Origin of the sequence: Pseudomonas sp. 57B-090624 (genome assembly GCF_003234055.1) — a bacterium.
GTDB classification, from domain to species: Bacteria; Pseudomonadota; Gammaproteobacteria; order Pseudomonadales; family Pseudomonadaceae; genus Metapseudomonas; species Metapseudomonas tohonis.
Genome location: NZ_QKRU01000031.1, coordinates 59,864 through 73,258, shown reverse-complemented (window position 1 = coordinate 73,258; position 13,395 = coordinate 59,864). Strand labels below are relative to the sequence as shown.

Annotated in this window: 11 protein-coding genes; 4 read left to right on the top strand and 7 right to left on the bottom strand. The window is 69.8% G+C overall.

Annotated features, from left to right (window positions below; translation table 11 throughout):
* The 5 genes from DMX10_RS16290 to DMX10_RS16270 form a co-directional block, all read right to left on the bottom strand.
* Positions 1–556 (bottom strand): DUF4136 domain-containing protein (locus DMX10_RS16290; RefSeq protein ID WP_111262034.1); only part of this gene is annotated, 556 nt, incomplete at its 3' end.
* Positions 557–715: 159 nt separating this feature from the next.
* On the bottom strand, positions 716–1,336 hold the full coding sequence (locus DMX10_RS16285) for a DUF4136 domain-containing protein (RefSeq protein ID WP_111262033.1): 621 nt from the start codon (positions 1,334–1,336) through the stop codon (positions 716–718).
* A 35-nt stretch (positions 1,337–1,371) separates the two neighbouring features.
* Positions 1,372–2,136, bottom strand: coding sequence for a methyltransferase domain-containing protein (locus tag DMX10_RS16280; RefSeq protein ID WP_111262032.1), 765 nt, complete (start codon positions 2,134–2,136; stop codon positions 1,372–1,374).
* Positions 2,133–2,438, bottom strand: coding sequence for a nucleotide pyrophosphohydrolase (locus tag DMX10_RS16275; protein WP_111262031.1), 306 nt, complete (start codon positions 2,436–2,438; stop codon positions 2,133–2,135). Before DMX10_RS16275 ends, DMX10_RS16280 begins: the two co-directional genes overlap by 4 nt.
* Positions 2,439–2,498: 60 nt before the next feature.
* The gene (locus DMX10_RS16270) at positions 2,499–3,356 is read right to left on the bottom strand and encodes a MaoC family dehydratase (RefSeq protein WP_111262030.1); all 858 of its coding nucleotides are present in this window, start codon (positions 3,354–3,356) and stop codon (positions 2,499–2,501) included.
* 184 nt (positions 3,357–3,540) lie between these two features.
* Between DMX10_RS16270 and DMX10_RS16265 the strand changes: the two genes are divergently transcribed.
* Entirely contained in the window at positions 3,541–4,542 is a 1,002-nt protein-coding gene (locus DMX10_RS16265) for an AraC family transcriptional regulator (protein ID WP_111262037.1), read from the top strand.
* 276 nt (positions 4,543–4,818) lie between these two features.
* On the opposite strand, the gene DMX10_RS16255 is transcribed toward DMX10_RS16265, so the two are convergent.
* Positions 4,819–6,174 (bottom strand): 3-oxoacyl-ACP reductase, encoded by a 1,356-nt coding sequence (locus tag DMX10_RS16255; protein WP_111262028.1) that lies wholly within the window; start codon positions 6,172–6,174, stop codon positions 4,819–4,821.
* A 179-nt stretch (positions 6,175–6,353) separates the two neighbouring features.
* Between DMX10_RS16255 and DMX10_RS16250 the strand changes: the two genes are divergently transcribed.
* The gene (locus DMX10_RS16250; protein ID WP_111262027.1) at positions 6,354–7,631 is read left to right on the top strand and encodes an acetyl-CoA C-acetyltransferase; all 1,278 of its coding nucleotides are present in this window, start codon (positions 6,354–6,356) and stop codon (positions 7,629–7,631) included.
* A 162-nt stretch (positions 7,632–7,793) separates the two neighbouring features.
* On the opposite strand, the gene DMX10_RS16245 is transcribed toward DMX10_RS16250, so the two are convergent.
* On the bottom strand, positions 7,794–8,807 hold the full coding sequence (locus DMX10_RS16245; RefSeq protein WP_111262026.1) for a bile acid:sodium symporter family protein: 1,014 nt from the start codon (positions 8,805–8,807) through the stop codon (positions 7,794–7,796).
* Between the two features lie 82 nt (positions 8,808–8,889).
* Between DMX10_RS16245 and DMX10_RS16240 the strand changes: the two genes are divergently transcribed.
* Both DMX10_RS16240 and DMX10_RS16235 read left to right on the top strand, forming a co-directional pair.
* Positions 8,890–9,678 (top strand): helix-turn-helix domain-containing protein, encoded by a 789-nt coding sequence (locus tag DMX10_RS16240; RefSeq protein ID WP_111262025.1) that lies wholly within the window; start codon positions 8,890–8,892, stop codon positions 9,676–9,678.
* Positions 9,679–9,873: 195 nt separating this feature from the next.
* Positions 9,874–13,392 carry a response regulator gene (locus DMX10_RS16235; RefSeq protein WP_256604824.1) on the top strand — a complete coding sequence of 1,173 codons (3,519 nt, stop codon included), beginning with the start codon at positions 9,874–9,876 and terminating at the stop codon, positions 13,390–13,392.
* Positions 13,393–13,395: the final 3 nt, after the last annotated feature.

The window sequence follows — 13,395 nt, the reverse complement described above, 5'->3', positions numbered from 1 at the left end:
GGGGTGGGTATTGGGCGAGGACCTTGGCGACGGTCTCGCGGATCGCGGCTTCGCGTTCGGCCGGGGTCGGCGGATCGGTACGCATGATCTGCCCGGCGCTGCCACGCCAGACCAGCTTGCCGTCCTTGCCGTCATAGAGGTCGACCTGGATCGTGGCGACCTTGTAGTCGTAGGTGCGGGTCTCGGTCATCGCCGGGCCGCCCCAGTAGTTGCCCCAGTAACCCCCCCAGTAGCCGCCGTAGCCGGTGGTCACCTGCTGCTGGCGATCGTCGACGATCAGCCAGCTCTGCACCTTGAGGTCCCCGCTCGCGCCATGGGCGGCGGGACGCAGGCCGCGCTGGTCGAGCTGCTGGGCCACGGCCTCGCGGATGCGCTGCTCGGTCAGGTCGCTCTTGATGCGCGGGTCGTCGGGGCTGTATTGCAGCGCGGGCTCCTTCCAGCTCCAGCTGCGGTAGGCGGCGAAGTCGCGGTTGCGGTCGTAGTCGCGGTTGATCTCGTAGCTCTGGCAGGCGGCCAGGAGCAGGAGGGTGGAAGCGATGAACAGACGGCGGAACATGGTTGGATCTCCTCTGCCGGAATCACTATCCAAGCGCAAGCCAGAGCGGCCGGCAAGAAGATTTCGTGCAAGCCGGCAATGGCGTGCATGTGGATCGTGACGGCGTGCGGCGGTTCCGCTTTTCGGGCCGCGAAGCGGGGGGCGCGTCGCCGTGAGGGCTCAGCGCGGCGGGTAGTTTTCCAGGGCTTCCCTGATGGCTTCGCGCAGCGCGCTGGTGCGGTCGCTGCGGCTGCCGCTGGCGTCGCTCTCGGCGCTGCCGCTCCACACCGGCTGGTTGTCGCGGGCGTCGTAGAACTCCAGGTAGACCACCGCCACTTCCTGCTCGTAGGTGCGCACCAGGGGCACGGTGGCCCAGGCGCCGTACTGGTCGCGGTAGGGGCCGTTGCCGTAGTAGGCGCCGCTGGAGTCGTCGTACTGGCGCAGGCGCTTCTCGAACCGCAGGCTGGCCGCGACCTTGAGGTCGGCGGCGACGGGCTCGCGGGATTGGCGCAGGCCGTGCTGGTCCAGCCCGGCGTTGACGATGTCGACCATCTGCTCCGGCGTCGCCCAGCTGTTGCCGGCGGGCAGGCGGCCATTGAGCCAGGTCCAGTTGCGGTAGCGGCCGAAGTCGCGCGGCGGTGCCGGGTAGGCGGAGCGGTCGAAGGTGGTGGCCGCTTCCGGCGGGGCCGGCGGCATCGGCCTGGATTCGGCCTTGTAGGGGTTGGGGCTCTGGCAGGCGGCGAGGGCCAGCAGGGCGAGGGCGGCAAGGGCGTTGCGGGCAGCAGGGGCAGTGCGTTTCATGGGGCCTCCGTCGAGGCGAGCCCGTGGGGGCTCTCTTATTGGGGTCTGCAGATCCAGTGCAGGTACCGTCCCAGCCCCATGAAGCTCGGGTGACGACGGTGGGCCAGCTCCATTTCCAGGAGGTCGACCAGCTCGGCCTTGGCCTGGAATTCACTCGGCATGTAGTCATGGAAGACCCGCACGCCGCTCCGGGTTTCGACCTGCCACAGGCCGTCGAGTTGCCCGGCCAGCTCCCGTGGGTCCAGCGGTTGCTGCGGGGTCAGGCTCTGGCCTTCGCCGGCGAAGCGGTTGCGCCGGAGCTTGCGGAAATGGCCCTTGAGCAGGTTGCGGTAGATCAGCGCATCCCGATTGTAGAACGCCAGGGACAACCAGCCGCCCGGCGCCGTCAGCTGGTGCAGCACGGGGAGGATGGCGTGGGGCTCGGCGAGCCATTCCAGCACGGCGTGGCAGAGCACCAGGTCGTAGGGCTCGGTGAGCTGGCCGAGCAGGTCCTGCCAGGGCGCCTGGATGAAGGTGGCCTCGACGCCGGCCTCGGCGAAGCGCGCGCGGGCGCCTTCGAGCATGGGGTCGGCGGGTTCGGCGAGGGTCACCTGGTGGCCGCGCTGTGCCAGCCACAGGCTCATGTGGCCGAGGCCGGCGCCGACGTCGAGCACCCGCAGCGGGCGCTCGGGCAGGGCCTCGGCGAGGTCGGCCTGGAGCACCGCCAGGCGGATGGCGCCCTTGGCGCCGCCGTAGATCTTCTCGGCGAAGCGCGTGGCGAGTTCGTCGAAGTGGCGGTCGTCGGGGGTCGGTGCGCTCATCGGACGAAGCGCCTCTCGCTGTCGGCCAGCTTGGCGCGGACCGCCTGCTCCATGTCGATGCCCAGTTCGCTGCACATCAGCAGCAGGTAGAGGACGATGTCGCCCACTTCCTGGCCGGCGTGTTCGAGCGTGTCGGCGGGCAGCTGGCGGGACTGGTCCTCGCTCAGCCACTGGAAGATCTCCACCAGCTCGGCCATCTCGACGCTGGCGGCCATGGCCAGGTTCTTCGGGCTGTGGAATGGCCGCCAATCGTTGTGGTCACGGATGGCGTGCAGGCGTTGGGTCAGTTCTGCGAGGTTCATGCGGCTCTCCTGGAGCCGCATAGCTTGGTGCGGCGGCTGGCGCCGCGCAAGCGTCGGCCGTCAGCCCTGCAGCGGGCCCCAGCTGCCGGCCATGTGCGGCAGGTCGTCCTTGCCGCGCAGGGCGAACTGGCCCTCGGTGGCAGGCGCGCTGGCCAGCAGGCGCACCTCGGCGGGCAGCAGCACCGGCTTCTGGAAGCGCACCTCCACTTCGTAGCCGGCATCGGGCAGGCGCGGGGCGAGGGCGGCCAGGGTGCGCGCCTTGTTCCACAGGCCGTGGGCGATGGCGCGGGGGAAGCCGAACAGCTTGGCGGTGGGCGCCGAGAGGTGGATCGGGTTGTAGTCGCCGGCGACCTTGGCATAGCGCCGGCCGATGTCCGCCGGGGCGCGCCAGTGGTCGATCTCCTCCAGCGCCAGGGCCTCGCTTTCCGCGCGCTCGGGGGCATTGCCGTCCAGGCGCATGCCGCGGAAGAGGATGCGGCTGTCGCCTTCCCAGAGCAGGCCGAGCTGGTCTTCCAGGCGGGTGATCAGGCTGAAGGTCACGCCCTTGTCATGGGGGCGCAGGCCCTCCACCGCGACGCTGACGCGGAAGGGCCCGAGGCCGCCGAGTGTGCGCAATACGCGGATACGATTCTCCAGGTGCACCAGGCCCAGCAGCGGGAAGGGGAAGCGCTTGTCGGTGAGCAGCTGCATCTGCAGCGGGAACGCGAGGATGTGCGGGTAGGTGGGCGGCAGCTGGCCGTTGTCCTTGAAGCCGCAGACCTGCCGGTAGCGCGCCAGGTGCCGGGCGTCCACGTCCACCTGGCTGCGCAGGCCGAGGTCCGGCAGGGTGCGGCCGGTGGTGCCTCGGCGCAGGGCCGCGCGGGCGAACAGGCCGGGCAGGGCGGGGGGGGCAGGCAGGTCGAGCCAGTCGGTGGCCATGGGCAGTCTCCTCGTTGCGGACCGGTGCAGCTTAGCCGCCCGCAGGCGGGGTGCATTGGCCGTGGGGCAGGGGGCGCTGGCAGGCGAGTCAATCCGTCTGCAATCGCTATCCGCGCCTTGAGCGGGGGGCCTGAAGATGCATAAGATGGCCCCCGCCCCGCATAACAAGAACATTCCGAAAATGATGCGTGATCTGACCGACGACGTGGCGCTGATGCGCCCGGTGATCGACGCCCTGCGAGCCAGCGGTGCCGACCCTGACAAGGTGCTGGTGCGTGTCGGCCTGCCGCCGGGCGGGCTGCCCGCCGGCCGCTTCCCCCATGCGGCGCAGACCCAGTTCTGGAAGGCCGCCGCCGAGGAGTGCGCCGAGGAGCACGTCGGCCTGCACCTGGCCGGGCACCTGCCGGCCTTCCACGGGCTGCTGCTCGAATACCTCTTCCTCTCCAGCGAGACCTTCGGCGAAGGCCTGCGCCACGCCCTGCGCTACGTGCGCCTGCTGTCCGACACCCTCAACGCGCGCCTGGAGGTCGAGGGCGAGCGCGCCGTGCTTTCCCTCGGCCAGGACGCCAGCATCAACCGCCATTTCCCGGAGATGCTCGCCGGCGCGGTGATCCGCCTGTTCGATGCCCTCACCGAGGGTGATTTCAAGGCCTGCGAAGTGCAGCTGATGCACACCGAGGGCGCGGCCGCCGAGCGCTACCTGACGGTGTACGGCTGCCCCGCGCGCCTGGGCGCCGAGCGCTACGCGCTGGTGTTCGACGCCGCGGTGCTGGACAAACCCTCGCGCCACGCCGCCCCGGAACTGCTGCGCATGCACGAATCCCTGGCCCGCCGCCAACTGGCCGAAGTGGAGCGCCTGGACCTGGTGCGCAAGGTGCGCGAGCTGATCGGCGAACTGCTGGTGGACGGCGGCGCGACCCTGGAGCAGGTCGCCGCGCGCCTGAACATGCCCGCCCGCCGCCTGCGCGAACGCCTGGCCATGGCCGGCGTGCGCTTCAACGACCTGGTCACCGACTACCGCTGCCGCCTGGCCAAGGAACTGTTGCTCAAGACCGACGAGCGCATCGAAGTGATAGTCGAGCGCACCGGCTTCTCCGAACCGAGCACCTTCTACCGTGCGTTCAAACGCTGGGTGGGGGAGACGCCGGTGGAGTTTCGGCGGAGAGGGAAGCCGGCGGGGAACTAGCTGGAAGTCAGGAGCCTGAAGCTGGAAGCAGGGTTCTGCGCGTAGGGTGGGCTTCAGCCCATCGGTTACATCGCTGGTGGGCTGAAGCCCACCCTACAAGTGACAACCCGCTCCCAGCCCCCAACGCTCTTTCTTCCAGCTTCCAGCTTCCAGCTTCCAGCTTCCAGCTTCCAGCTTCCAGCTATCCGAGCCCTTCAAATGCACAGGCTGGGCCACCCACTCCCAGCCACTCCGAGCTCTTACTTGCCGCTTGCAACTTGAAGCTTGCAGCTGCCTTTAGGCCCCCAACAGACTTTGCCCACACACGCGCATCACCTGCCCGGTCAGCGACCCCGAGCTGGGCTGGGCGAACCAGGCCACGGCTTCGGCGACGTCCTGGGGCAGGCCGCCCTGGCTCATGGAGTTCATGCGGCGGCCGGCTTCGCGGATGGTCAGCGGGATGGCGGCGGTCATCTGGGTTTCGATGAAGCCCGGCGCCACGGCGTTGATGGTGATGCCGCGCTTGGCCAGGGCCGGGGCCCAGGCTTGTGCCAGGCCGATCACGCCGGCCTTGCTCACCGCGTAGTTGGTCTGGCCCATGTTGCCGGCGATGCCGCTGATGGAGGCGATCAGCACCACGCGGCCGTTGTCATGCAGCTTGCCGGCGTCGAGCAGGGCCTGGGTCAGCACCTGCGGGGCGTTGAGGTTGACGTTGATCACCGAGTCCCAGAAGGCGTCGCTCATCTTCGCCAGGGTCTTGTCGCGGGTGATGCCGGCGTTGTGCACCACGATGTCGAGGCCGTCCGGCAGCGCTTCAACCAGCTGCGCGGCGGCGTCGGCGGCGCAGATGTCCAGGGCGATGCCGCGCCCGCCCAGGCGTGCGGCCAGGGCGTCGAGGGATTCCCTGGCCTGGGGCACGTCCAGCAGCACCACCTCGGCGCCATCGCGGGCGAGGGTTTCGGCGATGGCCGCGCCGATGCCGCGGGAGGCGCCGGTGACCAGCGCCCTCAGGCCATTGAGCGGGCGGCTCCAGTCCTTGACCTGGGCGCTGCTGGCCGAGAGGCGCAGCACCTGGCCGGAAACGTAGGCGCTCTTGGGCGAGAGGAAGAAGCGCAGGGCGCCTTCGAGCTGGTCCTCGGCACCCTTGCCGACGTACACCAGCTGCACGTTGCCGCCGCGGCGGATCTCCTTGCCCAGGGAGCGGGTGAAGCCTTCCAGCGAGCGCTGCACGGCGGCGGCCACGGTGTCCTTCAGCGACTCCGGCGGGCGGCCCAGGACCACCACGCGCGGGCACTTGCCCAGGCCCTTGAAGGCCGGCTGGAAGAAGTTGCGCAGCTCGATCAGCTGCTCGAAACGGGTCAGGCCGCTGGCGTCGAACACCAGCGCCTTGAGTTTGGGGCCGTGCTCGGCGGTCCAGCGGGCCAGGCCGAAGCGGCCCTCCTCGGTGGCGAAGGACTGGTCGGTGAGCTTGTTCAGCACGGTGCTGGCGGCTTCGGCCAGGGCCCCTTCACCGCCCAGCAGCAGGGCGCCATCCACCGGCCGGGTGCGGCCCGCCATCCAGCGCTCCAGGCGCATCGGCGCGGGCAGCCCGAGGGCGCCGACCAGGCGTCGGCCGGCGTTGGAGTTGGCGAAGGCGAGATAACGGTCGGACATGGGGGCAGGCTCCTGCACGCATAAGGAAGTGGGGCTCACTCTACGCAGACAACACAATCGCGCAATTGACCGTGTTGACCACTCTGTTGGCAAGGCGGCCAATGCGACGGCCAGGCGGGCGGCTAGTCTTGTGGCCAACGTTGCGCACCGCAATCCATTCCCCAGGCAAGGAGTCACCCATGACCCAGCTGCGCCGGGTCGCCATCGTCGGCGGCAATCGCATTCCGTTCGCCCGTTCCAACACGGTGTACGCCACCGCCACCAACCAGCAGATGCTCACCAGCGCGCTGGAAGGCCTGGTGGAGCGCTACAACCTGCACGGCGAGCGCATCGGCGAGTTCGTCGCCGGTGCCGTGCTCAAGCATTCCCGCGACTTCAACCTGGCCCGCGAATGCGTGCTGGGCTCGCGCCTGGCGCCGGAGACCAGCGCCTACGACATCCAGCAGGCCTGCGGCACCGGCCTGGAGGCCGCCATCCTGGTGGCCAACAAGATCGCCCTCGGGCAGATCGACAGCGGCATCGCCGGCGGCGTCGACACCACCTCCGACGCGCCCATCGGTGTGCACGAGGAGCTGCGCAAGATCCTCCTGGAGGCCAACCGCGGCAAGACCACCGGCGACAAGATCAAGAGCCTGCTCAAGGTGCGCCCGCGCCACCTGGCGCCGCATATCCCGCGTAACGGCGAGCCGCGCACCGGGCTGTCCATGGGCGAGTCCTGCGAGCTGATGGCGCAGACCTGGTCCATCCCCCGTGACGAGCAGGACGCCCTGGCCGTGGCCAGCCACCAGAAGCTCGCTGCGGCCTATGCCGAAGGCTGGCAGAACGACCTGCTGACCCCCTTCCTCGGCCTGACCCGCGACCAGAACCTGCGCGCGGACATCAACCCGGAGAAGCTCGCCACCCTCAAGCCGGTGTTCGACAAGGGCCCGCGCGGCACCCTGACCGCCGCCAACTCCACCCCGCTCACCGATGGCGCCTCGGTGGTGCTGCTGGCCAGCGAGGAGTGGGCCAAGGCGCGCGGGCTGCCGATCCTCGCCTACTTCAAGGACGGCGAAGCGGCGGCGGTGGATTTCGTCGGTGGCAAGGAAGGGCTGCTGATGGCGCCGGTCTACGCCGTGCCGCGCCTGCTGGCACGCAACGGCCTGACCCTGCAGGACTTCGACTACTACGAGATCCACGAGGCCTTCGCCGCCCAGGTGCTCTGCACCCTCAAGGCCTGGGAAGACGCCGACTACTGCAAGACCCGCCTCGGCCTCGACCAGCCGCTGGGCTCGATCGACCGCAGCAAGATGAACGTCAAGGGCAGCTCCCTGGCCGCCGGCCACCCCTTCGCGGCCACCGGCGGGCGCATCGTCGCCAACCTGGCGAAGCTGCTTTCGGTGGCGGAAAAGGGCCGCGGGCTGATCTCGATCTGCGCCGCAGGCGGCCAAGGTGTGACCGCGATCCTCGAAAAGTAATCCAATACCCGTGGCCGCAATTCATCGCTGGCCGCGCGATGTAAGCAACTCCGTGATTTAGGGCGGCCCACTGGTTGGGCCGCCCTTTTTTTCGCCCGTTTTTCGCGGGTGTGACGCGCGCTGCGGGGCGGCGCCGAGCGCCTCGCGGCGCGACCACCTGCATCAGGCGGCGCTTGCCTGCGCCCTGGCCAGCTCGTGGCCGCGGTTGGCGTAGCGCTCGGCCATCACCGAGCAGACGATCAGCTGCATCTGGTGGTAGAGCATGATCGGCAGCAGGATCAGGCCCAGCGCCGGGTTGGCGCCGAAGATGATCGCCGCCATGGGTGCGCCGGCCGCCAGGGATTTCTTGGTGGCACAGAACACCGCCGCGATCTCGTCCTCATGGTTGAAGCCCAGTGCCCGTGCCGAACGGGTGGTGGCCCAGAGCATCGCCGCCAGCAGCAGGGCGCTGCCGACGAAGGCGATGACCAGGGTTGCCGGCCCCTGCTGCTGCCAGATGCCGCCGGCCACCGAATCGCTGAACGAGGCAAACACCAGCAGCAGGATCACCAGTTTGTCGAACACTGCCGTGTAGCGTTTGTAGCGGGCGAAGAAGCTGCCCCACAGCGGGCGCAGCGCCTGGCCCAGCACCAGCGGCAGGAGCAGCAGCAGGCTCAGGTCGATCAGCGTCTCGCCCAGGTCGATGCCGCCGTTGGCGTCGGCCACCAGGCTGATCAGCCAGGGCGTGAGGAACACCCCCAGGAGGCTCGACAGGCTGGCGTTGAGGATCGCCGCCGGTACGTTGCCGCCCGCGCTGCCGGTCAGCGCCACCGAGGAGGAAATGGTCGAGGGCAGGGCGCAGAGGTAGAAGAAGCCCAGCATCAGCGCCGGCGGCAGGTGCGTGCCGAACAGCCTGTCCGCCGCCAGCCATACCAGCGGGAACAGGGCGAAGGTGAACACCTGCACCATGATGTGCAGGCGCCAGTTGCTCAGGCCCTTGCGGATCTGCTCGGTGGACAGGTTGATGCCGTGCAGGAAGAACACCAGGAACACCCCGGCGTTGATCAGGCTCTCGGCGTGCAGCGTGCCGCCGTGGCGGCCGATGTCCGGGAACAGCCAGGCCAGCGCCACGGCCAGCAGCATGCCGCCGAGGAACCAGTCGGTGACCAGGCGCTTGAGGGGTTTGAGTGCCGACATGGAACCTCCGGGCAGCCGATGGGATTGAGGCGGCAGGTTAACGGGCGCACAATCCGGCCGTCTAACGACAGCGGATCAGAAGATGTCGCCAAACGGACAGCTCGACCTGCAGCGCAGCATCCCCAGCCTCGACGCGCTGCCCAGGCCCCTCTACGCCCGTGCGGAAAGCCTGCGCGCCGGCTCCTGGACGGCGCGCCACAGCCATGACTGGGTACAGCTCTCCTACGCCATCAGCGGCGTGCTCGGGGTGCACACCGCCGCCGGCAGCTTCTTCGCCCCGCCGCACTGGGCGATCTGGGTGCCGGCGGGCCTGGAGCACGAGGTGGTCACCTCCATGCATGCCGAGATGCGCAGCCTCTATGTACGCCGCGACGCCTGCACCTGGGCGCCGGATCACTGCCGGGTGCTGGAGGTGACGCCACTGGCGCGTGAGCTGATCAAGGGCTTCTGCGAACTGCCGGTGGAGTACCCCGAGGGCGACAGCCCCGAAGCCCGGCTGGTGGCGGTACTGCTGGACCAGCTGCGCGCCCTGCCGGAGGCGGGCTTCTCCCTGCCCATGCCCAGCGAGCCGCGCCTGCTGCGCCTGTGCAACGAACTGGTTGCCCAGCCCGACCTGGCCCGTCCCCTGAGCGAATGGGCCGGCCTGCTCGCCACCTCGGAAAAGACCCTGATGCGCGCCTTCCAGCGCGAGACCGGCCTCAGCTTCCGCCAATGGCGCCAGCGCTTGCGCCTGCTCGCCGCCCTGCAACCGCTGGAGCAGGGCGACAGCGTCACCCGGGTCGCCCTGGGCAGCGGCTACGACTCGCCCTCGGCCTTCATCGCCGCCTTCAAGGGCTTGTTCGGCGTGACGCCGGGGGAGCTGTTCCGCTGAGGCTCAACGCCTCCCCCCTGTTCGGGGCTCTCCGGCTGGCTGGTGGCTTGTAGGGTGGACCCCGCTTCACCGGACCACCCTGCGAAGTTGCAGGCGCACTCGGGCGCTCGACTCCATCGAACGCCGGGCCCCGCCTTTCCAACCGCCGGCCGCTGGCTAAGCTGAACGGCGGTGGACGAGCGCAAGGACCGACCCATGTTGCGTGCCTCTGTTTGGCTGGTGCTGATGCTGCTGGCGCCCCTGGTGCTGGGCGGGTCCGAGCGGCTCGACTTCGATGCGGGCGAGGCGGCCTGGCTGCAGGACCACCCGCGCGTGCGCGTCGGCGTGCCGCGCCATGGCTGGCCGCCGTTCGACCTGGTCGACGCCGATGGCAGCTACCAGGGCATCAGTGCCGATTTCCTGCGCCTGGTGGGGGAGCGCCTCGGCCTGGGCATCGAGCCGGTGCTCTTCGATGACTGGCAGCAGGCCCAGGATGCGCTGCGCGAGCGCCGGGTCGATGTCCTGCCGTCCATGGCCAAGGTGGCCTCGCGGGAATCCTGGGCGGCCTTCAGCGAGCCCTACCTGGTCAGTACCAGCCTGCTCTTCACCCGTCGCGAGAGTGCGTTGCAGGGGCTGGGCGACTTGGCCGGCAAGCGTGTCGCGGTGGAGCGTGGCTACGCGGTGCAGGGCAAGCTGCGCGAGCGTGCCCCGGGGCTGTTGCTGGTGGAGACGGCCGACACCGAGGCGGCGCTGCGCGCCGTGTCGTCCGGGCGCGCCGATGCCTACGTGGGCAACATGATCGTCGCCAGCTACCTGATCCGACAGTTCAACCTGAGCAACCTGGAGCTGCGTGGCGAGTCCGGCCTGGGCAGCAGCCAGCTGCACTTCGCGGTCCGCCGCGACTGGCAGCAACTGGCCGGGCTGATTGATCACGCCCTGGCCAGCATCGACCGCGAGGAACGCGAGGCGATCATGGATCGCTGGCTGCCGCCGCTCACCGAGTTCAACTGGCGCAAGGCCGCGGAGGTGGGCTGGCCCTATGCGCTGGGGGTGATCGCCCTGGTGGGCTTCGTGCTGCTGTGGAACCGCCGGCTGGCGGTGCAGGTGGAGGAGCGCCGCCGCGCCGAGGCCGAGGCGGAACGCCAGCGCAGCACCCTGCTGGCACTGGTCAACGCCATCCCCGATCCGATCTGGTTCAAGGACGCCGAGGGCCGCTACCTGGGCGCCAACCAGGCCTTCGCCGACCTCATCGGCCAGAGCCGCGAGGCGCTGCAGGGGCGTACCGACGCCGAACTGCTGCCCACCGAACGGGCGCGCATGCGGCTGATCCAGGACCAGGCGGCGCTGGCCCTGAGCCTGCCGTTCGAAAGCGAGGACTGGGTGGTGCAGCGCGATGGACGCAAGGTGCTGTTCGACACCCTCCGCGCCACCTTCCAGGACGACAAGGGCCAGTTGCTGGGCCTGGTCGGCGTCAGCCGCGACGTGACCGCGCGCAAGCACAGCGAGGAGGCCCTGGCCCAGGCCAAGGAACTGGCCGAGGAAGCGGCGCGGACGAAGGCCGACTTCCTCGCCAACATGAGCCACGAGATCCGCACCCCGATGAACGCCATCATCGGCATGACCCACCTGGCCCTGCGGGCGGGCCCCGAACCCCGGCAGCGCGAGTACCTGGGCAAGATCCAGCAGGCCAGCCAGCACCTGATGGGGGTGATCAACGACATCCTCGACTTCTCCCGCATCGAGGCCGGCAAGCTGAACATCGAGCGCATCGACTTCGACCTGCAGCTGGTGCTGGAGAACCTCTCCGGGCTGGTCAGCGAGAAGGCCGCCTGCAAGCACCTGGAACTGGTGTTCAACGTCGACCCGCAACTGCCCCTGCAACTGGTGGGCGACCCGCTGCGCATCGGCCAGATCCTCATCAACTACGCCAACAACGCGGTCAAGTTCACCGAGCAGGGCGAGGTGGAAGTCATCGTGCGGGGCGAGCCGCGCGGCGGGCGCGAGCTGGAGTTGTACCTGGCGGTGCGCGACACCGGCATCGGCCTCGACGCCGAGCAGCAGGGGCGCCTGTTCGAGTCCTTCCAGCAGGCGGACAACTCCACCACCCGGCGCTATGGCGGCTCCGGCCTGGGCCTGGCCATCTGCCGGCGCCTGGCCGAGGCCATGGGCGGCGAGGTCGGCGTCGACAGCCGGGTGGGCGTCGGCAGCCTGTTCTGGTGCCGGCTGCCGGTGCAGGTTTCCGCGCGCCAACCCCACGAATTGCTGCTGCAGCCCGACCTGCTCGATCGCCGGGTGCTGGTGGTGGACGACAACGACGCCGCGCGCCAGGTGATCAACGACATGCTCGCCAGCCTGGCGTTGCGGGTCGATGCGGTGCCATCCGGCGAGGAGGCGCTGCTGCGGGTCGCCGAGGCCGAGCGCGAGGGAGACCCGTTCGAGATCGTCTTCATCGATTGGCAGATGCCCGGGCTTGATGGTGTCGAGACCGCCCGCCGCCTGCGACTGCTGGGCCTGGCCAAGCCACCGCGCCTGCTGCTGGTCACTGCCCATGGCTTCGACGACCTGGGCGACACCGGCAAGGCCGGCATCGACGAGGTGCTGCACAAGCCCCTCAACCCGTCGGTGCTGCTGGAGGCCTCCCTCAGCAGCCTGGGTCGGCGGCGCAGCCCCGAGCCGACCGGCACCGCCGCGCTGCTGGAGGCCATGCCGCGCTTCGAGAACCAGCGCGTGCTGCTGGTCGAGGACCACGCGCTGAACCGCGAGGTGGCCACTGCGCTGCTGGAGGACAGCGGGCTGCGCATCGACCAGGCGGAGAACGGGCTGGATGCCATCGACCGCCTGCGCTGGCAGCCGCCGGACTACTACGCGCTGGTGCTGATGGACATGCAGATGCCGGAGATGGACGGCCTGGAAGCCACCCGCGAGCTGCGCCGCGACCCGCGCCTGCGCGACCTGCCGATCATCGCCATGACCGCCAACGCCCTGCCCGGTGACCGCGAGCGCTGCCTCCAGGCAGGCATGAACGACCACGTCGGCAAGCCTATCGAGCCCCTGGAGCTGTGGGCCACCCTGCGCCGCTGGCTGCGCAGCGAGGGGCCGCGGGGCGAGGTGAAGACGGCCGCCGCCGTCGGCCTGCCGGACTGGCGGCTGCCGGGCATCGACCTCGCCAATGGCCTGCGCCGGGTGCTGGGCAAGCAGCAGGCCTACCTGGGACTGCTGGGCAAGTTCGCCAAGGGCCAGCGGCAGTTCGTCGCCGAATTGCGCCAGGCCCTCGGCGATGGCGACCGCGAGCGCGCCGAGCGCCTGGCCCACAGCCTGCGTGGACTGGCCGGCAACCTGGGCGCGGCGCAGTTGCAGGCCCAGGCCGAGGCGCTGGAGCGCGGCATCGGCCAGGGCGCGCGCCTGGCCCAGCTGGAGCGCCAGTTGCTGGAGCTGGAACCGCCGTTGCTGGCGCTGGTCGGAGCCATCGACGAGCTCCTGCGCGAGCAGCGCCCGGAGCCCGATGCCGCCCCCTGCGACCCGGCGCACCTGGCGCCCCTGTGCAAGCGCCTGGCGCAGCTCTTCGAGGACGACGATCCGCGCGCCGGAAAGCTCTTCGAAGAACAGGCGCAATTGCTGCGCAGCGCCTTCAATGAAGGCTATGGCCCCCTGGAGGCGGCGGTGCGGGGTTACGACTTCGAGACCGCCCTGGCGGTGCTGCGGGAGATGGCGGGGCAACGCGACATTTCACTCTGACGA

Excerpts from the sequence above, each read along its gene's own strand:
- DMX10_RS16285 (WP_111262033.1), bottom strand. The coding sequence starts at position 1,336 with ATGAAACGCACTGCCCCTGCTGCCCGCAACGCCCTTGCCGCCCTCGCC.
- DMX10_RS16235 (WP_256604824.1), top strand. The coding sequence starts at position 9,874 with ATGTTGCGTGCCTCTGTTTGGCTGGTGCTGATGCTGCTGGCGCCCCTG.
- DMX10_RS16255 (WP_111262028.1), bottom strand. The coding sequence starts at position 6,174 with ATGTCCGACCGTTATCTCGCCTTCGCCAACTCCAACGCCGGCCGACGC.
- DMX10_RS16275 (WP_111262031.1), bottom strand. The coding sequence starts at position 2,438 with ATGAACCTCGCAGAACTGACCCAACGCCTGCACGCCATCCGTGACCAC.
- DMX10_RS16240 (WP_111262025.1), top strand. The coding sequence starts at position 8,890 with ATGTCGCCAAACGGACAGCTCGACCTGCAGCGCAGCATCCCCAGCCTC.
- DMX10_RS16270 (WP_111262030.1), bottom strand. The coding sequence starts at position 3,356 with ATGGCCACCGACTGGCTCGACCTGCCTGCCCCCCCCGCCCTGCCCGGC.
- DMX10_RS16280 (WP_111262032.1), bottom strand. The coding sequence starts at position 2,136 with ATGAGCGCACCGACCCCCGACGACCGCCACTTCGACGAACTCGCCACG.
- DMX10_RS16250 (WP_111262027.1), top strand. The coding sequence starts at position 6,354 with ATGACCCAGCTGCGCCGGGTCGCCATCGTCGGCGGCAATCGCATTCCG.
- DMX10_RS16245 (WP_111262026.1), bottom strand. The coding sequence starts at position 8,807 with ATGTCGGCACTCAAACCCCTCAAGCGCCTGGTCACCGACTGGTTCCTC.
- DMX10_RS16265 (WP_111262037.1), top strand. The coding sequence starts at position 3,541 with ATGCGTGATCTGACCGACGACGTGGCGCTGATGCGCCCGGTGATCGAC.